Below are 22,606 nucleotides of genomic sequence, written 5' to 3'. Positions count from 1 at the left end.
CTCCCGGTTTAGCTGTCGTCTGGAACACGTTAGCAGAGGATCAGAAAATTCACATATCAACCCCAAGAAAGCCGCCCGACTGGCGCTTCCATAGCCCGGCATAAATACCGTCTTGAGCGAGCAATTCCGTATGCGTGCCGCTTTCTACAATACGCCCCTGCTCAACCACGATCAGCCGATCAAGCATTGCGATGGTGGAAAGACGGTGGGCAATGGCAATAACCGTTTTGCCTTCCATTAACGTATCCAACTGCTCTTGAATGGCGGCTTCCACTTCAGAGTCCAGCGCCGACGTGGCTTCATCCAATACCAAAATAGGCGCGTTTTTCAACAGCACGCGCGCGATGGCAATACGTTGGCGCTGGCCACCCGACAGCTTAACGCCGCGCTCGCCCACATGTGCGTCCAACCCACGACGCCCCTGAGGATCCACCAGGTCGTTAATGAACGCATCCGCATGGGCGCGGCATACGGCGGCCCATACTGCCTCATCGTCTGCCTGCGGAGTGCCGTAGCGAATGTTATCGCGCAGCGAACGGTGCAAAAGCGAGGTATCCTGGGTCACCATGCCAATCTGGTGACGCAATGAGGTTTGCGTGACCTGAGCGATGTCCTGATCATCGATAAGAATGCGCCCGCCCTGAACATCATAAAAACGCAGCAGCAGGTTAGCGAGGGTCGATTTACCCGCGCCTGAACGACCAATCAGGCCAATTTTCTCACCGGGGGCGATTGTCAGATTCAGTCCATCAAACACGGTTCGGCTTTCGCCTTTGGCCTGCTCATAGCCAAAACGCAGCGCGTCAAAATGAATTTTACCCGCCGGTACATGGAGGGCTGGCGCATTGGGCACATCACTGATGGTCGGTTCGCGGGCGATAGTGTTCATGCCATCCTGTACCGTACCAATATTTTCAAACAAGCCCGCCACTTCCCATAAAATCCAGTCAGACATAAAGCGGATCCGCATCACCAGCGCAATCGCGATGGTTAATACGCCTAGCGAAATGGCATCGTAATACCAGGTGCTAATCGCCATACCTGCCGTGCCTACCAGCAGCGCGGTATTTAGCAGCGTCAGGCAGACACTCATAATGGTGACCAAACGCATCTGCTGATGCACGGTTTCCATGAATCCTTCCATGGCATCGCGTGCATAGCGCTGCTCACGCTCGGTATCCGCAAATAGCTTTATGGTTTGAATATTGCTGTAGCTGTCGACCACGCGCCCGGTCATCTGCGCGCGGGCGTCGGCCTGCGCCATGGACACATCACGCAGCCGAGGAACAAAAAAGCGCATGATGGCCAAATACCCAATGAGCCAAAGCCCCAAAGGGAGCAATAGCCATAAATCGGCCCGCCCCAACAAAATCGCCGCACCGGTAAAATACACAATCGCGTAGACCAAAAGGCCCATCACCTTAGTGACCGTTTCGCGGATCGCCAAGGCGGTTTGCATCACTTTTTGGGATACCCGCCCGGCAAACTCGTCCTGATAAAAAGCCAGGCTTTGGTTAAGCATATGACGATGCGAGAGCCAACGGCCAATCATCGGATAATTACCGAAGATGCTTTGATGAGTAATCAACGATTGAGCCAGCACCAACAGCGGCAGCCCCACAAGCATCAACACACCGACCCCGGTCAACCAAAGCCCATTCGCAGCCCAAAAGCCTTCACGCTCTACATTGCCCAGCCAATCAATCAGTTGCCCCATGTAGTTAAAGAAAAGCACCTCCGCGGATGACACCAGCGCAGTAAACAGCGTCATGGCAATCAGCAACGGCAATACCGGGCGCGAGAAGTGCTTGATGAAGGGCAATAGGCCTTTAGGCGGTGTTTGAACATCCTCCATGGGGTAAGGATCTACGCGCGTTTCAAAGTAACGAAATAGCGGCTGCAGCATACGAGAAAACATGAACGTTCCTTACGTTACTTATCGATCATTAGTAGGGTTAGATGCCTGATGCCGTAAAAGCCAGCGAGCCCAAAATGGCGCAAAGACCATCAACGTCACCATGCGAAGAAGGTGGTGAAATGCGACAAATACCGGATCAATATTAAGCGCCACCGCCAAAATGGCCATCTCGCCAACCCCGCCGGGTGCCAGCGCCAGCAGGGCTACATCACGGCCAACGCCCACAAACTGATGAATCAACTCAGCAAACAGGGCCAACACCATAAGCGCCAACAGCGTGGCAATGCCTGACTGCCATAAATAGCGCCCCCATAACCGTCGCGTCATGCCTTTAAAGCGAGAACCGATTGCGCTGCCCAATACCCAAAGCATCAGGTTCATCCCCCAGTCAGGCAACCGAAGACTTGCAATATCAAACCCTGAAAGCAGTGCAGCGGTAAGCAACGGTACCAATAAGGCGGGGGTAGGAAAGCGTAGCCAGCGCCCGAGCGGCAGTAGCAGAGGGATAAGCAACAGCATCCAGGCATGTTCAAACTCATTTGCCCGCAACGCCATGTCACCGTCCCCGCCCTCGTAGGCCCAAAAAAGAGGAGGTAACACTAAAATCACCAAAATCACGCGAATCGACTGGGCAATAGCAATACGCTGAGGGTCGCCGCCACATTTGTCGCCCAGAATAATCATCGCGGTCATGGCGCCGGGAGCGGCGGCAAACCAAGCGCTGACGGAATCAAACCCACAGCGCCGATACCAGGCCGAGGCCGCCACCGTAGAGGCGCTAATGCCCGCTAACAACAGCACGGCTGATATTGGCCAATCGACCACCCGCTGAGCGAGTTCCGGTGTTACCTGGCTGCCTAACACCAACCCCATAACAGCGAGAAAAACATTACGCAGTCGCTCCGGCACTACAACGTTAACGCCCCGAGAGGAAACCAGCAAATTGGCAACCAGAGGGCCAAGCATCCAGGCAAGCGGTAAACCGGTAAGTTGGAAAATCGTGCCGCCTATCGCGCCAACGATGAGCGACGTTAACAGCCCTTTTGCACTTCTTGTACTTACAACACCTTTCACACCAGCCCTCGCTACCGAAATCTGCGCTAGCGGGTTAATTTATTAACCCGCTAAATATAACGATAGTTTATCACTGACCAGGCTATACAAGGACACCAATAGCAAGGAAGCCGACGCTGCTTGCAGGATTGCCAGCGCTAACGCGGTGAAGACTGACGTGTATCAGGCAGGCAGCAACGCTACGCTGGCTATCAAAATAGCTCCGCTGCCTTGGAATATAAGCGCTTACTCTATCGAAAAAGCAGGCGCTTTCTTTTGAGGGAAGGAGCGTAATGTCTGCTGATTCCAGGTCTCAAAGTGGTCGTGCATAGCTTGGCGTGCCAACTCGCGATCACGGGTTTTAACAGCATCAACAAGCGCGATATGCGTCTCGTTGGTTTTCTTTTGTGCGCCCTTTGACTGCCTGGCAAGAACCCTGCGCTGATGAAGTACTTTTTTAAGCACCGATGACAGTCCTTGAAAAATAATCAACACAGCGGGATTTTTGGCCATAATCGCCAACAGCTCATGAAACTCGTAATCCGCCTGAATACCTTCAAGTACATCGGTGGAATTAACGATCTTGCTGCAGAGCCTTTCAAGCTGCTCTAGCTCATGGGCTTGATGGTTGACCGCGGCTGCCTGGACAATCTCTTTTTCAAACATTTCCCGGGCAGTTTCAAGATGATCAACAGAGATATAATTAAGTTTTAGCGCCAGCTCAAAGTAGAGCTGAATAAACACCGGCTCCGGCATTTTGAGAAAGGTGCCACTGCCCTGCTTGCGCTCAATGAACCCAAGGCTATGCAATACTGAAAGTACATTTCGTACCGATGAGCGGTGCATATCAAAGTGCTCGCAGAGCGCTCTTTCTGGAGGGAGCTTTAACCGGCCATCCTTGGAAAGTTCGGAGACAGAAACAAACTCCTTAAGCCTATCCAAAAGATTCGGATCCATTTGGCTCATAGCGTCATCCAAGTGCTACCCCTATACCGTATTTTAAGTATAAGGGTAGCTTATCATAGTCAGTGAATGTGCATACCGCCGTTCACATCCAGAGTAGTCCCTGTCATGTAGCTTGAGAGATCACTTGCCAGGAAAAGGAAAGCATTGGCAACATCGGCGGGTCCACCCAAGCGGGCGAGCGGAATACCTTCCAGGATTTTTGCTTTCATTTGATCATCAAGTTTGCCAGCAGTAATGTCGGTGGCAATCAAGCCAGGCGTTACGGAGTTAACACGAATACCGGATGCACCGAGCTCGCGCGCCATGGCTTTTCCAAGCCCCAGCATACCGGCCTTGGCCGCACTATAATGTGGGCCACCGAAGATACCACCGCCGCGTTGTGCAGAAACCGAAGATGTATTAATGATAGACCCAGCTCCGCCCTGTTTCATGTGCGGCACGACAGCTTGCGACATATACATCATGCCACGCAGGTTAACGTCTAAAATACGGTCGTAATCTTCTGGCGTAATCTCTTCAAACTTAACCGGCTGAGTGATGCCTGCGTTATTGACCAGCACATCAATTCTACCAAACTTTTCCATCACGGCTTTCGCCAGACTGAAGCAGTCATCACGGCTTACCACGTTACCTGTTACGACCATCGAGCGGTCAGCGTCAAACTCGCTGCGTACTTTCTCGCAGGCTGCCTCATTGATGTCGGAAATAACAATGGAAGCACCGTGCTCGTAGAAGAGACGCGCCGTTCTAAGACCAATACCTTTTTCACCGGCAGCGCCAGTCACGATACATACTTTACCTTTAAGCAGCATGACGTTTTCCTTTTATTAATGTTGGGTCAGTAAAGCCAACTCCTCAAGGGAGCGTAAAATTTGCGACTCGATCCTATCGAGCGGCAGTGGTTGTTCATCGCGCCACGGCTGAGCACCAGCATCGCGATGCAGTCGAAATGGAAGTTCCAGCGAGAACGGCTTACCTTGGTCAAGCAGCGAAGCAGCGAGCGCTTTATCATCCGTATCACCTTCGCCGAACGGAACAAAATCGAACCCATCGCTACGTCGAGCACAGGGCTTGAGATGAAAGTGATCGGCGATAGACATGGCCGCCAGAGCATCATCAAGGGCGTTCTTATTTAGGCAGTGGGAAAGCAAATTGCCCATGTCGTAGTTAATGCCAAAGGCCTCATCACCCAACCGTTCAAGTAACGCCGACGCATCCGCTGAGCTATCGAACACGTTGGGCGCCCCGTTACCGGGGTTTTCAAGCAAAATACGCACGCCGTACTCACGCGCAATGGCGGCCAGTGTATCGGCCTGCTTAAAGAACGTGCTCTCATGCTCACTCGTGGCCGCGTTGGTAATGACAAAACCTGCGCCTAGCGAAGCCGCAAAACGGCAGCGCGCCTCAAGCCTGGCAGCAGCGTTTTCAAGCCCCAGATCAATATGGCCTGAGAAGTAACGACACTGCTGGCCATAGCGGCGCATCTCGCTTTTCAAATCGCTGGCAAATGACTCGGTAAAGTCGCTATCAGTAAACGCCTCTACGTAGCCATCGATAAAAGCGAACTCAACATTTTTTACCCCGCACCGCGCAAGCGAAGGCAAGATCACATCGAACCCATAGCCATCGTAGGCAGCGGTACTGACGGATATAAAACTCATTGCCATAGGTCGCCTCATCCCTTGCCGTTGAGCAGGCGGTAGGTGCGGATGACCTGGCTATCATCAAGCTTGCCCTCCCCCCGCTCGGAGCTTGCCACGAACATCTGCCGGGCGGTCTCCGCCAGCGGCGTGAACGCTTTGGCGACCTTGGCGGAGTCGCAGACAATGCCCATGTCCTTACAGAAGATATCGACGACGCTGGTGACCTCGCCGGGTTCGGCAATCATGCGTGGGCCGCGGTCGCCCAGCATCCAGCTCGAAGCGGCCGAGCCCTGCACCATCGAAAGCATGACCGATGACTCGATTCCGCTCTTTTCAGCAAGCGACAGCGCCTCGGCGGCCGCGGCGATATGCACGCCGCACAGCAACTGGTTAACGGCTTTCATGGCCGCACCCTGGCCCGCCGTGGGCCCGGCGACGAACACCGCCTTTCCCATCACCTCGAACGCTTTCGAACAACGGCCAAGGGCCTCCTCGCTACCGGCGGCCATGATAGTCAGTTCACCGGCTTGGGCGCCTACGACCCCGCCGGAGACCGGCGCATCGATGTAATGAAGACCCGGTCGAACCGCTGCCACTTCGCTGGCGATACCAGCGGCGTCGCTTGGCGCAATCGTCGACATCTGCACGATACAGGCACCTTCTTTTAGCGACGACACGACGCTTGAAGTGGTGCCGTCACCTGCGTTGTTGCCAAACAACACGGCGCGCACCTGTTCGGCGTTAACCACCATGATAAAAAGTGCATTACAATCGGCGAGATAACGATGCTTTGCGTCGCTCGAAGTGGCCTGATCGTTGAAGGTTGTTTCAACCTGCTCAAACGCGTCAATACCCAGCACGTTGAAGCCTGCGTTTTTCAAGCACGTCGCCATGGGTCGGCCCATAGCGCCAAGCCCAGCAAAAGCTATGTTATGCATATCAAACCTCAGTAGATGATCAGTGCCGGTACGTAAGAAACAAGCAGCAGCACGATAATGGCCACCAGATAGAAAGGTGCGAGCTCCTTTACTACCGCTCCGATACGCTCGCGGGCGATCGCCGCCGAGACGAACAGTGTTGTGCCAATAGGCGGCGTAAACAGGCCAATACTCAGGTTCACGCACATCATGATGCCCAGTTGCACCAGATCCAGCCCAATAGCGTTGGCAATGGAGACAAGTGTGGGGCCCAAGAGCAGGATGGCTGCAGGCAAGTCCAGGAACATGCCGATGAAAAGCAGCAGCAGGTTGATCGCCAGGATTATCAGAAGCGGGTGTTTCAGATACTCAACGGCCCACTGGGCAACTGCTTGCGGCACACCACCCGAGGTCAAGATATAGGCGATGATATTGGCCGCTGCGATGATCAGCATCACGATGCCCGTGGTGATGACCGTATTGACCAGCGCCGCCATAACCCGCTCGCCGGTCAAATCGCGATAGATGATACCGCTGACCATCAGCGCGTAGGCCACGGCGATGATGCTGACCTCAGTGGGCGTGGCAATACCGGCTCTTAGCAGTACCACGATAAACACCGGCATCAGCAGCGCAGGCAGCGCGGTGAACAGCGTGCTGCGCATCTCGGCGCGCGTGTGCTTGAGTTTAAGACGAGGAAACTCGCGGCGCTTGCCCACAAAGTAACAGGCCAGCATCATACCGGCCGCCAGCATCAGGGCGGGAATAACGGCGGCGATAAACAGCGAGGCAATGGAACTGTTGGATACCGTGGCAAACAAAATCAGCGGAATCGAGGGCGGCATCAGACCAGCAATGACCGAGGAAGCCGATGTGACCGCGGCTCCAAATGCTCCAGGATAGCCTTCCCTTTTCTGCCACGGAATGAGCATCGAACCCAGTGCCGAGGCTTCCGCCACCGACGAGCCGGATACGCCCCCGAACACCGTCGAGCCCACCACGCTTACCTGCCCCAGCCCGCCGTGATACTTACCCACCAGCATTGACGCTAGACCGACCAGCTTCTGACCCAACTTGCCCGACATCATCAGACTACCGGAAAGAATAAAGAAAGGAATCGCCAGAAGTGGGAAGCTCTGCGTTGGTTGAAAAATCTTCATCAGCGCCATGCTGGAAGGCATAGGCCCGAAGACCGACAATGCCGCCCAACCGCTAATGACTAGCGAATACCCCACGGGCATTGCCATCAGCAAGAAGAGAACAAACGCCACTAGCATTTGAACTGTCATATTCCTTCCTCCCCGTGCGATACCTGCGGGCCTGACTGCTCCTCACCGCCCACCAGCACCAATGCACTATTGATCAGCGAGACAAGCGCGAGCCCTGCAAACCCAGCAACCACCGACCAATACGCCCAAGACATGCCAAGACGAGTAATGGGAAAACGCTGTCCGCCTGCAATCTCCACCACATTCAAGCCGTGATAAGCCATAGTGCTGAAAGCAACCAGCGCGATCACATTCACAGTGAGTGTCACCACTTTTCGGGGTAGCCTTGGTAGCTTCTCCACCACCAGCTCAATCCCGATATGTTCGTTTCTGGCCGCAGCCGCCACGATGGCGCCCATGGTTAACCAAGGAAAGAACAGGTTGGGAATTTCCGTCACCCAGCCAAGGTTTGTCGAGAAAAGATAGCGAACTACCACCCCAGAGAGCAGAGACACGAAAATGGTCACGATCGAAATGATCGCCAACCACTTGGATACTTGATAAATCAAGTTCTTCGAGCCGATTAACAGCGAAACCGGCTTACCGGCTTCGCTGTTGCGGCTCTCGTCTGAGAGCGTCATGAAAAGCCCCTCCGGTTCGTTACTGCTGCCCGTTTTGAGCGGCGTTAACTACCATGTCCACAAGCTCGGGATATTCTTCCCGCCACAGATCGTAAACCGAGGAGGTCGCTTCGACAAAAGGCGCCTTATCAACCTCGTTAATGCTCACTCCGGCGTCTTCGATCAAGCCACGAAGCCGTTCATCGGCTTCAAGAGAAGCTTGGCGATTGAATTCACCTGCCTCGTTAGCCGCTTCCTGAACCGCCTGCTGCTGCTCAGCAGAGAGCATGTCCCACATCATCTTGCTCATGAGCAGTGGAGTAGACTCATACTTGTGTCCGGTCAGCGAGATATAGTCCTGAACTTCGTGGAGCCTTGACGAGTAGGTATTCATCAAAGGATTTTCCTGACCGTCTACCACTCCCTGTTCAAGCGCGATGTAAAGCTCGGAGAAATTCATGGGGGTAGGGTTGGCACCCAATGCCTCAAAAATATCCACCGTCATTTCATCCGGCGGCGTACGAATTTTGAGGCCTTGCAGGTTGGCTGGCGTTTCGATTGGCCGCACGTTATTGCTAACGTGACGAATTCCATTATCCCACAGCCCGAGCAGTACCAGGTTCTGCTCTTCGGCCAAGCGTTTCAGCTCCTCACCCACTTCTCCATCCATGACCTCCCAAGCGGCGGGCAGCGAGTCGAAGAGAAAAGGTAGACCCAGCACAGAGAACTGGGGCACTACGCTGGAGGTTGCCCCTTGGCTATTGGTACTGAACGCTAGTGTACCCATACGCATGAGCGTCAAGGCTTCCATGTCGTCGCCGTACTGGGCGTTACCGCCAACATCAACTCTCAACTCACCACCGGTTTTTTCCTCAACCAATTCGGCAAAAAGCTCGGATGCCTCCCACTTGGGGTTTCCCTCTGCCGCATTGTGCGTTAGTTGAAGGGTCTGTTGGGCGGTGGCACTGCCTGCAAAGAAAACAGCGCCGGCGATGGCAGTAGCAAGTACAGTTTTTTTCATGGCGTTTGTCTCATTTAAATTAATTGTTGTAGGTTGTGGCTGGCATATCAACGAGTGAGAAAACTCACGTATCAAACAACGTGTTGCTTGATGGTCTTGACAACCTCCTTGGTAGAAATACCGTAGCGGTCATGCAGAGTGGGTAGCGCGCCGGCATCTAAAAACTCATCCGGCAGGCCGATCTGATAAAACTTGACGGACACGCCTTCTTTCATCAGCAGCGAAGCGATGCTTTCTCCCAAGCCACCCACTACCGAGTGGTTTTCGGCGACAAAAACGGGGCGGTCAGGATATCGGCGAACTTCTTCAAGTATCGCAGCAGTATCCAGTGGCTTGATCGTCGCGCAGTGCATCACACCAACGTCAACGCCTTTCTCTTTCAGCTCGTCGGACGCTTCAATGGCACGCATAGTCATCAGGCCAGAAGCGATAACCAACGCGTCTTTACCGTCGATCAGTTGTTTGGCTTTACCAATTTCAAAACGATAACCTTCAAAGCGGTCCAGAACGCGAGGGACCTTGCCACGCAGCAAGCGCAGATATACCGGCCCGTTAAAATCAACCATCGCCTGTACCGACTGCTCGATATCCACCGCATCGCACGGGTCAAGAATGGTCAGATTCGGCATGCCGCGAAAGATAGCGACATCTTCAGTGGCCTGGTGGCTTGGGCCGTAACCAGTGGTAAGGCCGGGCAGCGCACTGATGATTTTGACGTTGAGGTTCTCCTCAGCAATCGCCAAGCAGATAAAGTCGTAGGCGCGACGTGAAGCAAACACGCTGTAGGTAGTCACGAAGGGAATAAAGCCTTCGCGTGCCATACCCGCTCCTGCCATCATTAGCAGCTGTTCCGCCATGCCCATTTGGTAATAACGCTCAGGGTAGGCTTGTGCAAAAATATGCAGATCGGTGTACTTGCCCAGATCCGCCGTCATGCCGACAATTTTGTCGTTTTTCTCGGCAGCCTCTACCAACGCGTGACCAAACGGTGCTGACGTAGTGGCTTGACCTTCACCGGCAATAGAGGCAATCATTGCCGACGTTTTTAGCTTCTTCTTGGCGCTCATTTTATTTCTCTCCTGACTGAATACCGTAAACGTCATCAAGCTCTTTGAGCGCCAGGCTCCATTCGTTCTCATCAACACGAATAAAGTGAGTCTTGTCCCGCCTTTCCAAAAAGGGTACGCCGCAGCCCATCAAGGTGTCGCAGATAATCACGCGAGGCTTGTCGGAGTTACTTGCCAAGGCGCTATCGAAGGCTTCAAGTACGGCTTCAAGATCGTTGCCATCAACGCGGTAGGTTTCCCAGCCAAACGCCGTCCACTTATCTGCGATGGGCTCGTAATTAAGCACCATTGAAGACTTGTCGTCGGCTTGCTGGTCGTTAACATCAACGATGGCAATCAGGTTATCCAGCTTCCAGTGCGCCGCTGAGGCTACCGCTTCCCAAGTGGAGCCTTCGTTCAACTCGCCATCGGATAACAGATTGAAAATCCGTGAAGTGCTCTGTTTGCGCTTAAGGCCAAGCGCCATGCCAACACCGATACCTAAACCGTGCCCCAAGGAACCGCCGGTGATTTCCATGCCCGGGGTATAAGCAGCCATACCGGACATGGGCAGGATGCTGTCATCGCTGCCGTAGTCTTCGATTTCGTCTTCGCTGATAACGCCTGCCTCAATCAGAGCGGCATAAAGAGCGATGGCATAGTGGCCAATGGACAGCAGAAAGCGATCCCGCTCTTCCCACTCGGGATTTTTAGGATCGATTTTTAAAGCGTGGAAGTAGGAAACGGCCAGTACATCGGCGATTCCCAGAGCTTGACCCACATAGCCCTGACCTTGCACCTCGCCCATACGTAGGGCGTGACGGCGAATATTGTAAGTCCGCTTCCGAAGCGCCTCTACGGTGCTGGCCTTCGATGCGGTAGCTGTTTGACTCATGCAAGTCACCTCCAATTGGTTGACCAATTGAAGATATAGGCAATTTATATTCCTCGAAACAGAACTTTAGTCTATGGTAAATTACATTAACTTTAATAAATATAGAAAATTAAAATAATTAAAAAAATGAAAAAATACAATAAAAACAACCAGCTGAATGAAAAATATCGCTTAGTTATATAAGGCAGGCACGCAAAATCAATGCCGTATCAACAACCGCAGACAATATAAATAAAACTATAAAAAAATGGTCAACCAATAGCGAAAGAGAGAGAAAGCCAGGGTGCTCTCAAGTTCTGAGCATGTACGAGATAAACACATCCTCAAACCCATGATGTGGAAATACTGAGAGGAAGAAAAAGGCCGGAAGATCAGCGAAAAAATAAAAAGCCAACGAGCGAGATATCATCGCATCCAATGAATGTTAGTCACCAATACACGTAACAACCGCATCCCTACGCGTGCACAGGGCGGATAAACCTTAGCCATTAAAATATTAAAAAAGCACTTTACATCCCTTCTTGTCGCATCAGCCGATCGACCTCTTCTGCCTTTGGGATACTGCTGGCAGCGCCCCGGTATTGAACGGCTAACGCGGCAGCTGCCGTTGCTCTTTTGAGGCACTCAAATGGCTCAGCGCCCGCCTGGCGAGCTGCGAGAAAATAGCCCACAAAGGTATCACCCGCCGCTGTGGTATCAATAGCTCTCACCGGTAAAGCAGCTTGAAAATAAGTTTCACTATTATATAAGTACCATGCACCCTCGCTTCCCAAGGTCAGTACTATCTCGGCACTGCCCAGTTTATTTCTTAACTTTCGGAGCAAGTCTGATGCACTCGACTCTATCGGTATTTCTAATAAAGAAGCGGCTTCAGTGCGATTAAAAAAAAGCAACTTGCATTGATCCAGGGGTAATTCTGATACATCTGCGGTCATGGGTGCGGGATTAAATATAACGTTACAACCATGGCTAACTGCAAGCGGAATAATATAGCCAAGTCCATCACACTCGTTTTGAACAAGCAACGTATCTCCCGACTTCACTTTAGATAGCAAAAATGCCAATCGCTCTTTTTCAGCTCCGTGATTAACACCAGGAAACAAAATTATAGAGTTCTCCCCTTGCTCATCAATCTGAACAACAGCATGCCCACTAGGCTGCTGGGTTAGCTCTATATCACATACATTTACTCCCGCCCTTTTTAGCTCTTCAACCGCCCAAGCATCTTTTGAAGACACTCTACCCCAATGGCTTACTAAACCGTTAGCGCATGCTATCGACAGCGATTGATTTGCGCCCTTACCGCCTAATCCAACACTGTGCCCGTCGCACCTTTGTGTTTCTCCGGGCCGAACAAAATATGGAACGTGATAGATATAATCGATATTAATCGAACCATAATTATAAATCATCAACTCTTCTCTTTATTAAAAAGGCCAGCCAGTATAAAACTGGCTGGCCTTTAGGTCACTTTCTGACCACTTATCCTTCTAGTACGAAGGGTGCGATATAGTCATCAACATTATCTGGTGTAATAAGGATACAGTCATAAAGTTGCTTTTCATTATCCAGGCCAGTCTCACCTGTATTAATATAATTATCAGCAATTCTAACGGCATCTTCTGCAAAGACAGCTACTGGCTGCAAGACTGTATAAGCCAACTCACCAGAACGAACTGCATCAACGGCATCAGGAGAACCATCGAACCCGCCAACCAACACACCGTCCAGCAGGCCCTCTTGTTTGAGAGCCACGATAGCCCCTAGCGCCATTTCATCGTTACCGCTGATGACACCACTAATATCTGGGTGAGAACGCAGCATACTCTGCATCTTATTACGCCCTTGGGTACGATCCCAATTAGCAATATCAGAGGCTACTTGGGTTAGATCAGGGTACTGGCTCAAGACAGTCTCATACCCATTAGAGCGGGTTGCGGCATTATTATCTGAAGGCGGACCTTCTAATTCTATATAGGTCCCTTCCCCGTTCAACTGCATTGCCCATTCTTGTGCTCCTAGTGCAGCCCCTTGAGCATTGTTTGAAACTAGCTGCGCCTTAGCTAATCCTTGCTGATTTATTTCAGCATTAATTATAAATACAGGAATTCCTGCGTCGACAGCCCTACGGACAGCGCCAATGGAGCCATCTGCATTAGCAGGATCCAAAATTATAGCCTCAGCCCCATTGGTAATAGCCGTGTCCACCTGATTGCTTTCCGTATTAGTATCACCTACATGTGAACTGACATTTGCTGTGTACCCTAATTCTTGTGCGGTGCGCTCAGCAATTGCTCCTTCTGTTTGCCAGTAGGGGTTAGACATATCATTCACAATAATAGATATTAACCCTTTATCCTGAGCCACAATAGAGCCACTTACTAGCATTGATATGCTGGCAAGCGCTGTTAGAGCTAGCTTTTTGCTTTTTGGAAACATACATCACCTCATAGTTATGATTATTAGAGCTTCTGCGTAGCCCTTAGCAGGCCATACTTCTAAGCAAAACCACGCTAAGCGGCTGTTGCTTCAGAATTTTTATCTTTTGAATCAATTTGTTTTGTCTCTAACTTTTTAGAAGACTTATTTTTGGCACTGTACTGAATGTTATTAAGCATGACGGCAAAAACAATAACACTTCCTGTAAACACCATTTGCCAGTAGGCAGAAACCCCAATGATTACCAGGCCATCTGCCAAGAAGCCAATTACAAATGCACCCAGCAGAGTATTTCTTACTGAGCCGCGCCCACCCATTAGTGAAGCACCCCCTATAACGACTGCAGCGATTGCCGTTAATTCATAGGTTGTTCCGGCGGTGGGTCCTGCTGACGTTAATTGAGAGGCAAGAACAATCCCAGCCAAGGCAGCACATACACCGGAAATAATGTAAACAGAGAGCTTCACTCTATTAACAGGCACACCCGATAACTCTGCCGCCCGTGCATTACCACCCGTTGAGTAGATCCAGCGCCCAAACGGTGTGCGACTTAACGCCAGCATGCATACAATAGCCACAAAAAAGAGGATCAGAACTCCCACAGGAATCCCCAATAATTTGTTAAAACCAAGCCACTCGAATCCCGTATTACCTAATGCAGGATCGCCACTCAAGCGATTAAAAGTCAGGCCATCAGTCAATAACAATGCTGCGCCGCGGGCAACATACAACATGCCCAAGGTGGCAACAAAAGCAGGCACTTTAAAATAGGCAACCAGAACACCGTTAATACTTCCGACCAACCCACCTAGTAAACACGTAAGCACTACAACAACCCACACGGAGGGAAAGAACGCTAAATTAAGCGCCTCAATCTCAACCCCTTCTAGCAGCATGCCGGCAAATACTCCGCACAGCGCCAATGTAGAGCCTACCGACAAATCTATACCGCCTGTTAGGATGACAAACAGCATTCCTATACCTAGCAAACCGAAAACGGCTACGTGCGAGGACATCGTCAAAAAATTGCCCGTCGAGAAATAAACAGGCGAGAGAATAGAAAAGACGATAATAATCGCGATCAATGCAAAAAAGGCCCTGCCTTCCAATAATATCTTGATGATATCAATGCCGCCCTTTTTGCCTTGTGATCCGTTGTTGTAATGAGACATGTTAAACACCTATCCGATTGAATACTCACGCGGCAACTGATTCGCCTGAAGCGGCCATAATTTCTTCCTTTGATACGCCAGGTCCGAATTCAGCAGAGATTCGCCCCTTGCTCATCACTACAACCCTATGCGGTATGCTTAAGCACTCGCTTACTTCAGATGTTGTAAAAACGACTGCCAAGCCCTCGCGTGCCCCTTCACTGAGCAGCTTGAAGACCTCTGCTTTCGCGCCAATATCAATACCTCGGCTCGGTTCATCAAGCATGAAGACGTCAGGATTGGTTGCCAGCATTTTACCGATAACAACTTTCTGCTGATTGCCTCCAGACAACGAGCCAATTTCAGCCTCACCACCATCTGTTTTGATATGTACCTTATTGATGGCTGAAGCAACCATTCCCTCCTCTAAGCTGGATGAAGTAAGTCCTTTGCGAGTAAATGCATTGATGCTAGCCAGCGACAAATTACGCCCGACTGTCATGGTTGCCACCAATCCATCCCGTTGGCGGTCCTCCGGTACTAGCACCAAACCTCTTTCTATTCGCTGTGCAATGTTGTAATGCGATACCTCTTGTGACTGGAGCAATATTTTCCCTTCCGACTGCCTTACTCGCCCAGCAACACACTCTAGTAGCTCTGTTCTTCCTGCCCCCATCAATCCATAAATACAGACTATTTCTCCCGCACGAACATCAAGTGACAAGTCATCCACCACATAGCGATCTGCGACATTATCGTCACTTACGCAAAGGTGCTGAATAGAAAGCGCTATGTCTCCTTGCTCATACCCTTCCGGGGGTGAGCCAAGATCAAAACTCTCGCCCACCATGTGCCTTACAATCCATTGAAGATCGATTTCGCAGCGCGGGGCATAGGCGGTCATAACGCCATCACGCAGAACAACAGCATGGTCTGTAATTTGCAGCGCTTCCTCTAAGTGGTGTGAGATATAGACAATCGATACCCCCTTGCTTTTGAGATCCCGGACTACTTTGAATAGTGTCTCAACCTCCGACGCGCTTAATGCAGAAGTCGGCTCATCCATGATGAGAATGCGGGATTTTTTGGACAGCGCTCTAGCGATTTCAACAATCTGTTGTTGACCCACACGCAGATCTTCGACCGGCGTCAAGGGGTGAATGGGCTCATCCAGCTCTTTCATTAACAACTCAGCCTGACGTGCCTCTTCGCTATAGTCGACGCTACCACTAATTTTAGTAAGCTCACGCCCCATGAAGATGTTATCGCGGACATTCAAATTAGGAGCCAAACTTAGCTCTTGGTGAATGATAGTAATACCTAATGCTTCCGCATCCGATGGTGAAGAAAAGCAAACATTTTTTCCTTCAAGAACAATATCTCCAGCTGTCTGAGGGATGACGCCAGACAAAATTTTCATCAGTGTAGATTTTCCCGCCCCATTTTCGCCAAAAAGCGTAGTCACCAGCCCTCGGTGTATATCGAAATTGACTTCTTTAAGGGCTTGCACTGCACCAAAACGTTTTTCAACATTACGTGCAGAAAGGATCACCTCACGTGAAGTCGTTTTAGCTTTCGATTTCTGATTGTTATACATAGCTACTCCTTAGTCAGTGATCGCTATGCTCACCGGAGTAATTAGCCAGTTCTTTGGATTAATCATGTTAAAGGAGCCAGCGATTACTAATGTTTTTCCCGTTAAATCCTGCCCTGCCATTTCCGAAAGTATCTGACGCTTCATTTCTTCATTTAAAGCAGCACCTGCATTTTGATACTCAATCTGGTTGGTAAAATCACTAAACTGAATATCACCAGTGGTATCGCGAAGCGTTGTGCCATTAATCGCCGATCCGGCTTGCACCCGAATAACAATTTCATCGGACATATCAGCGACATTAACGGTGTAAATGCCTGACTTTTCGTCTACGACCACGCCTGTTAGTGTCACCGGTATAACATGGCCAATACCTGATGGAACACCGTATTTCTCGCCTGACGCACCGGCACTCTCAAGAGCCTCTGGGGCCAACACGTTTGCTTCTACCGCATTGGTTTCAATGTACTCTTTGATCTCAGGAAAACTTTGTTGTGCAAAGTTTTCTGGTGAAAAACCCACTTCACCTTCAAGCTCAGCAAGGCTTAAAACTTTGGTATCAAATGCCATTAGTGCCATAAGCGCTAGGGCACAAACACCTGCCACATAAACCTTCATACGCTTGTTAGCGGGCAACGAATTTAATGTCGCTGGCATGACCACTCCAGTTATTATTATGCTTATGATAAAAATCTTTCACGACTTACTTCCAGTCTGGAATTAACACCACTTTTAATGCATCGGGATCGTTGCGCATAAGATCTAGCCCCTCATGAAACTTATTCAATGGAAGCTTATGGGTTACTACACGGCTCGTCGGAAAATCATCATTACCAATACCGTCAATAACTAATGGATAGCAATAGGGGCCTAAATGAGCACCCAATATATCCAACTCTTTACGGTCACTAATAATACTCCAATCAACAGTAACAGGTTCTTTAAAAACACTAAATTCAATAAACCGCCCAAGTTTACGAATCATATAAAGTCCCTGCTCTACCGACTTAACTGCTCCGGTAGCCTCAATATAAATATCGCAGCCGTATCCCTCTGTAATACTTTTTACATAGTCGACAACATTAACCTCAGCTGGATTCAGAACGATATCCGCCCCAAACTCTTTGGCCAGCTCTAGTCGTTTATTATTGAGATCCAGGACCACTAGTTTTGAAGGGCCGGATTTTTTAATCGCGCCGATCATTCCTAGTCCAAGCGTACCGGCACCGGAGAGAACCACTACATCACCCAGCTCAACCTGTGCACGTTTAACGGCATGCAGTGAGCAAGCATAGGGCTCAATGAGAACCGCTTTTTCCATCGGGATTTCATCGGGGAGCTTATGGTTAATGGCTTCTTTGGGGAAGACCATGTATTCAGCCATACCACCATTTACATTGTTCTGAAACCCATAGACATCATGCTTTTCACACATCCAATACTGACCCCGGTTACAGAATCTGCATTCCCAGCAGGGCACAATTTGCTCAGATATAACGCGATCACCAATTTCCAAGTGTTTAACGCCTTCACCCAATGCCATTACATGACCTATAAATTCATGCCCAGGAATCATAGGAGCCTTTATATAAGCGGGCTGAGTACCATCTCCCCAAAAGCTGGGTGCGCCTTCGTATGCCTTGAGGTCACCTGCGCAGATGCCGCATGCTTCGACCTTAATCACCACTTCTCCCTCTTTCGCCTCTGGAACAGCAACCTCCTCAAGGCGATAATCACCTGGAGCATAGGCCACGACAGCTTGCATGGTTAGTGGTAATTCAGCGTGCTTGTTGTTATCGGCATTACGCATTGCTCACTCCTAATGTCTCTTATTATGGTTTACAACCTTTCGTACATTACAAAAGATATCACCGTGTACATATGAGTTAAGTACTTTAAGGATAGTCGAGTCAATTTATAATGTAACTTTTCATACTCATACTTTAGACTAAAGCAATAACAAATTGATTATTAACAATAAAAAAACAAAAAATCAATCAGGCATAAAAGATGACTATATCAGAAATACATGAATTATCTTCGATCATATGATCACAGCCTTATTAAATGCATTGCTTAACTCACGACATCCTTGGCATACCAAAATGCATATGCCATGGACAAAGCGATAAACAAAAGAAGAGACTGAAAAAGGGATTAAGCAGACAACCAAAGCCGCCAAGCACCTGAATAAATTGGGCGTTCAGGTCAGCCAAAAAGCCAATGGACAGGCATCTGCTTATGTCACATTGCGCTGAGTCGCCTCATCAAGGCGCAGAATAGTGTGTGCATTGGTGACGCTGGTCGCTAATGTATCAATCACGCCTGTGCGGAGCGCACCCAAAATACCTACAGCTTTGGTATTCTCACTAGCGATAGCAATAACATCGGGAATTCGCGTAAGGTCCTGAATATTAAGGCCTACTACACGCCCCTGCATGCGTGTATCAGAAGGCTGACCGTGGATATCGATAAAGTCATAGCCCATCATATCCCCCACCGTTCCAGACAGGCGTGCTTCGGCTATCTCCTGAGCAGAAAACCACCCCATGCGCACCATATTGCTATCTTCACTTACGTCACCCACACCAATTAAAGCAGTATCAGCACGTCGAGCACGATCCAGCGTCTGGCGAACAGTGGAATTTTCGTACAATGCGTCCCTTACATCGCCATTTTGCACCAAGGCAGGAGCGTAAAGTGTCTCACTATCGCCGCCAAACCGGCTCGCCAAGCGTCGACAAATATGGTCAGGGTTCATATGCTCACCTGCACGCAGCGATCCGCCAATTGCACAGACAAAAGAAACCTTTAATACCTCTGCCTGAAAAACGTTATCTGCCACGGCGGCTACATTACGCCCCATACCAACGGCGACAATCTGGCCATCAATCAGGCTACGCGATAAGTGATCTGCCACGAGGCTTGCCACACCTGAACGCTGCGCATCCGGATCCGCGTTATCCAAGGCAATTAGCGCCCTCTTGAGGCCAAAACGTCGCTTAAGCTCTTGCTCAATTTCAATACTAACAGCGGGATGCATTCGTACTCGAACATCAACAATTCCCTCTGCTTGCGCCTTTTTAAGCAGACGTCCTATTCGTACTCGTGAATGACCGAGTCGATTAGCAATCGCTTCTTGGGTTTCCCCCTGTACATAGTAGAGAGTCGAAATCTCTGTCATTAAGTCAATGTCAGCAACATCTTGACTATTCATTCAGCATCCGGGAATTGTTTAAAAGCATGGCACGTACTTAAAAACGAGGCACTCCTACTTAAGCACCTCGCACGAGAACGTATAATGTCAGCTAGGCTCACACTTTTTCAATACAGGGATAAGCGCTTGAATGATCAGCGCGAGCGAAACCGCTCCTGCATCACGCGTGCCCAGGCTTTTTTCTGCCAACGGGCGTGCCCGCCCCACTCGGGGCAACAGCTTCGCCGTTTCATCAGCTGCTTTACTAGCAGTGAGTGCGGCAACCTCCCAGCAAGTCACCAGCTCACCGCCTTTCTCAACCTCTCTGGATAAAGCATCGGCGAATGGGGCCAGCACATCAACGAGCGTCTTATCGCCCAGCTCCGCCTTACCAAACGCCATTACCTGGTCACGCGCATTTATCACACCTGCCGCAAGGCGCTGGCCTGAGAGCAGCCTATCATTGCCCAGCGACTCTCCCATTGATTTCAGAATCACTCGCCAGATAGCCCCTGACGTACCGCCCGCTTTATCTGACCAGTGCTGCCCTGCCCATTGCAGCACTGTTTGCGCTCCCGCACCTTTATTAAAAGCCTCGTTAGCACCTTCTAGCGCCGCTTTACTACCGCGCTGCATACCGATGCCATGATCACCGTCACCTGCGACGGCATCAATCTGACCCAATAAATCACAATTCCTATTGACGGTATTGGCAAGAACCTCCAGCGACTCGATGACGCCCCGCGCCAACTTGCGAGAAGACTCGCTGGCCTCAGGAATAGCATCTTGCACCACTACCTCTACCTCAGCCGGGTCTAACGCCTCAGCGGGCTTGACACTGCCTTTTCGATAACCAGGCGCATCAGCCGCAGCGGTCCAAAGCGGTTCCATTTGCTGATCAAGCCAGAAAAATGTCAGTGAAACCCCAGCCATATCCAGGCTAGTCACCAGCTCACCCACATCCGGCTCTACAATGTGTATGCCTGCACTCTGCAATAGCTCATCGACTTTACGATAAATGACAAATAGTTCTTCGTACTTTACGGTGCCTAAACCATTAAGCACCACGGCCACGCGGGCTCCGCTGATTTCAATACCTTCAGGAACCTCTTGCAGCAATCGATTAACGAGCATGTCTGCCAGCTCATCCGCAGTGGGAATATCAGCCTCACTAATGCCAGGCTCGCCATGAATCCCCAACCCAATAGCCATCCTGCCCTCAGGCACATGGAAGAGCGAATCATCCGCTCCTGGCAGCGTGCACCCCTCAAAGGCAACACCAAAAGAGCGCGTGCAACGGTTTGCCTCTTTCGCCACCACGACGACTGCTTCAAGCGATAAGCCGTTTTCAGCAGCGGCAGCAGCGGCCTTAAAAACGGTTAAGTCCCCCGCAATGCCACGACGCTTATCTATCTCTTCTAGCGGTGCACTGGCTACATCATCAGTCACCAGCACGATTTCACAGGGAATACCCTCGGCAATGAGGCGCTCTCGTGCCTCACCAAAATGCAGCACATCACCCGCATAATTGCCAAACGAAAGCAGCACACCCCCACCGTTATGGGCGGCTTTAGCCACCGAGTAAACCTGCTGAGATGAAGGAGAGCAGAACAGGTTTCCCATGACGGCACCATGCGCTAACCCTTGCCCCACCAAACCAGCAAAGGTTGGGTAATGGCCGCTCCCGCCTCCAATTACAACGGCTACCGTACCGGGCTCACTGCGCGTACTGCGCACAACACCACCGGGCACAGCCATCAACTTATCGCGATTAGCAGCTACTAACCCTAAGCGCGCTTCTTCAGGAAAATTACTCGGATCATTAAACAGGCGTGTCATTGTTATACCTCCGGAGTGAAGACGTACGGCGTCATCACAGCTTGCATGGTGGTGTTATTGTTAATTTCTGGCTATTAATCAGTCTCGTCATCCCATCAACTTATGATTAGCGGGTTGTTAATCGAGACTCGTACTCTTCAATTTTTGCTATTTTTAATTCGGAAGCACCACCAGAAAAATGATGATTCAAAAAAGTGGAGACAATTAACTTGGCTAATTCTGGTCCCACAACCCTCGCCCCAAGGGTCACAATTTGTGCGTTGTTACTGGTTTGAGCTTTAGCGGCCGAATAAACATCATGCGCTTGAGCAGCCCGTATACCTGGCACTTTATTGGCAGAAATAGCCACCCCGATACCCGTCCCACAGACCAGTACTCCACGATCAAAACGTCCTTCCTTAATGGCCGTTGCCACCTCAAAGGCGACGTCGGGATACAGCACCGGCTCAGCATTAAACGTGCCAAAATCTTCAACCTCGAAGCCTAGCTCACGAACATGGCTGATCAGTATTTCTTTTAAGTCGTAAGCAGCCTCATCGCCACCAATCGCGATTCTGAGAGCAGGCGTTTTATTAGACATTCAGGTTCTCCCCGTACAAGCAATAGAAGCACAGCGGCTGATAACAACAAATATCCAGACACTCTATCCAGCCGCCTACTGATGCCTTCAATCTACCACTAGACGATCATTTGTAAATAGCTTGATCATAAGAGCATTAAGCACATTTCAGAGATCATGAAAATATTATAAAAAACACCTATGATAAACGATTGAATAATATAGATTTATAGCTAATAAAACTGTAAAAACATAATATTTATACTTTTGTATAGTAACTATCCATTCAAAAACCCCGTCACCATGTTTGACGAAAGGCGCTTAATTATCCAATCATTTGATCAATCACTGTTCATTTTAAAAAATAGCGAAAAATGACGTTTTAGATAGATTTTGCGAACACTCGCTGGCGGATGGCGTTCGGCTTTTGACAGCGACTAACAGAACCTGGCGTCATTAATCGCGTAGCGCTTTATAACTCGCAGTATCATTTAATCAACAAAACCAAGGCATTATCCTTATGAAAAATCGCGTTACCCTC

General features: G+C 50.1%; 20 protein-coding genes. All 20 read right to left on the bottom strand.

Annotated features, from left to right (window positions below; all coding sequences use genetic code 11):
- Positions 1-49 precede the first annotated feature (49 nt).
- The 20 genes from ACT3RU_RS10125 to ACT3RU_RS10030 all read right to left on the bottom strand — a co-directional run bounded on the left by ACT3RU_RS10125 (position 50) and on the right by ACT3RU_RS10030 (position 22,086).
- The gene (locus ACT3RU_RS10125; protein WP_087106407.1) at positions 50-1,918 is read right to left on the bottom strand and encodes an ABC transporter ATP-binding protein; all 1,869 of its coding nucleotides are present in this window, start codon (positions 1,916-1,918) and stop codon (positions 50-52) included.
- An 18-nt stretch (positions 1,919-1,936) separates the two neighbouring features.
- Positions 1,937-2,992, bottom strand: coding sequence for an AbrB family transcriptional regulator (locus tag ACT3RU_RS10120; protein WP_192528520.1), 1,056 nt, complete (start codon positions 2,990-2,992; stop codon positions 1,937-1,939).
- 225 nt (positions 2,993-3,217) lie between these two features.
- On the bottom strand, positions 3,218-3,937 hold the full coding sequence (locus ACT3RU_RS10115) for a FadR/GntR family transcriptional regulator (RefSeq protein WP_087106411.1): 720 nt from the start codon (positions 3,935-3,937) through the stop codon (positions 3,218-3,220).
- Positions 3,938-3,996: 59 nt separating this feature from the next.
- A complete protein-coding gene (locus tag ACT3RU_RS10110; protein WP_087106413.1) occupies positions 3,997-4,749 on the bottom strand; it encodes an SDR family NAD(P)-dependent oxidoreductase in 753 nt (250 codons plus the stop codon).
- A gap of 15 nt (positions 4,750-4,764) precedes the next feature.
- Positions 4,765-5,598: a sugar phosphate isomerase/epimerase family protein gene (locus ACT3RU_RS10105; RefSeq protein ID WP_176372168.1), complete on the bottom strand. Its 834-nt coding sequence runs from the start codon at positions 5,596-5,598 to the stop codon at positions 4,765-4,767.
- A gap of 14 nt (positions 5,599-5,612) precedes the next feature.
- Complete coding sequence (locus tag ACT3RU_RS10100; RefSeq protein ID WP_087106416.1) at positions 5,613-6,518, bottom strand: NAD(P)-dependent oxidoreductase; 906 nt, start codon at positions 6,516-6,518, stop codon at positions 5,613-5,615.
- An 8-nt stretch (positions 6,519-6,526) separates the two neighbouring features.
- Entirely contained in the window at positions 6,527-7,786 is a 1,260-nt protein-coding gene (locus tag ACT3RU_RS10095) for a TRAP transporter large permease (protein WP_087106418.1), read from the bottom strand.
- The gene (locus ACT3RU_RS10090; RefSeq protein WP_087106420.1) at positions 7,783-8,346 is read right to left on the bottom strand and encodes a TRAP transporter small permease; all 564 of its coding nucleotides are present in this window, start codon (positions 8,344-8,346) and stop codon (positions 7,783-7,785) included. The genes ACT3RU_RS10095 and ACT3RU_RS10090 overlap by 4 nt, the downstream gene beginning before the upstream one ends.
- Before the next feature lie 19 nt (positions 8,347-8,365).
- Positions 8,366-9,346, bottom strand: a complete 981-nt coding sequence (locus ACT3RU_RS10085; protein ID WP_192528518.1) for a TRAP transporter substrate-binding protein — start codon at positions 9,344-9,346, stop codon at positions 8,366-8,368.
- A 71-nt stretch (positions 9,347-9,417) separates the two neighbouring features.
- Complete coding sequence (locus ACT3RU_RS10080) at positions 9,418-10,413, bottom strand: transketolase family protein (protein ID WP_192528517.1); 996 nt, start codon at positions 10,411-10,413, stop codon at positions 9,418-9,420.
- 1 nt (position 10,414) lies between these two features.
- On the bottom strand, positions 10,415-11,287 hold the full coding sequence (locus tag ACT3RU_RS10075; protein WP_192528516.1) for a transketolase: 873 nt from the start codon (positions 11,285-11,287) through the stop codon (positions 10,415-10,417).
- 509 nt (positions 11,288-11,796) lie between these two features.
- On the bottom strand, positions 11,797-12,699 hold the full coding sequence (locus ACT3RU_RS10070) for a ribokinase (RefSeq protein WP_192528515.1): 903 nt from the start codon (positions 12,697-12,699) through the stop codon (positions 11,797-11,799).
- Positions 12,700-12,769: 70 nt separating this feature from the next.
- On the bottom strand, positions 12,770-13,726 hold the full coding sequence (locus ACT3RU_RS10065; RefSeq protein WP_192528514.1) for a D-ribose ABC transporter substrate-binding protein: 957 nt from the start codon (positions 13,724-13,726) through the stop codon (positions 12,770-12,772).
- A gap of 74 nt (positions 13,727-13,800) precedes the next feature.
- Entirely contained in the window at positions 13,801-14,898 is a 1,098-nt protein-coding gene (locus ACT3RU_RS10060) for an ABC transporter permease (RefSeq protein ID WP_192528513.1), read from the bottom strand.
- A gap of 25 nt (positions 14,899-14,923) precedes the next feature.
- Complete coding sequence (locus tag ACT3RU_RS10055; RefSeq protein WP_192528512.1) at positions 14,924-16,474, bottom strand: sugar ABC transporter ATP-binding protein; 1,551 nt, start codon at positions 16,472-16,474, stop codon at positions 14,924-14,926.
- Between the two features lie 9 nt (positions 16,475-16,483).
- Positions 16,484-17,128 (bottom strand): DUF2291 family protein, encoded by a 645-nt coding sequence (locus ACT3RU_RS10050; RefSeq protein ID WP_225733927.1) that lies wholly within the window; start codon positions 17,126-17,128, stop codon positions 16,484-16,486.
- Positions 17,129-17,174: 46 nt separating this feature from the next.
- A complete protein-coding gene (locus tag ACT3RU_RS10045; protein ID WP_192528511.1) occupies positions 17,175-18,281 on the bottom strand; it encodes an MDR/zinc-dependent alcohol dehydrogenase-like family protein in 1,107 nt (368 codons plus the stop codon).
- Between the two features lie 429 nt (positions 18,282-18,710).
- Entirely contained in the window at positions 18,711-19,688 is a 978-nt protein-coding gene (locus ACT3RU_RS10040; protein ID WP_087106443.1) for a sugar-binding transcriptional regulator, read from the bottom strand.
- A gap of 87 nt (positions 19,689-19,775) precedes the next feature.
- A complete protein-coding gene (locus tag ACT3RU_RS10035) occupies positions 19,776-21,506 on the bottom strand; it encodes a dihydroxyacetone kinase family protein (protein ID WP_192528510.1) in 1,731 nt (576 codons plus the stop codon).
- Between the two features lie 106 nt (positions 21,507-21,612).
- Entirely contained in the window at positions 21,613-22,086 is a 474-nt protein-coding gene (locus tag ACT3RU_RS10030; RefSeq protein ID WP_087106447.1) for an RpiB/LacA/LacB family sugar-phosphate isomerase, read from the bottom strand.
- Positions 22,087-22,606 lie beyond the last annotated feature (520 nt).

Source organism: Halomonas sp. TP35 (assembly GCF_052375975.1).
Taxonomy (GTDB): Bacteria; Pseudomonadota; Gammaproteobacteria; order Pseudomonadales; family Halomonadaceae; genus Vreelandella; species Vreelandella citrativorans.
Note: the sequence above shows the minus strand (reverse complement) of the source record. Positions and strands in the feature narration are given on the sequence as shown.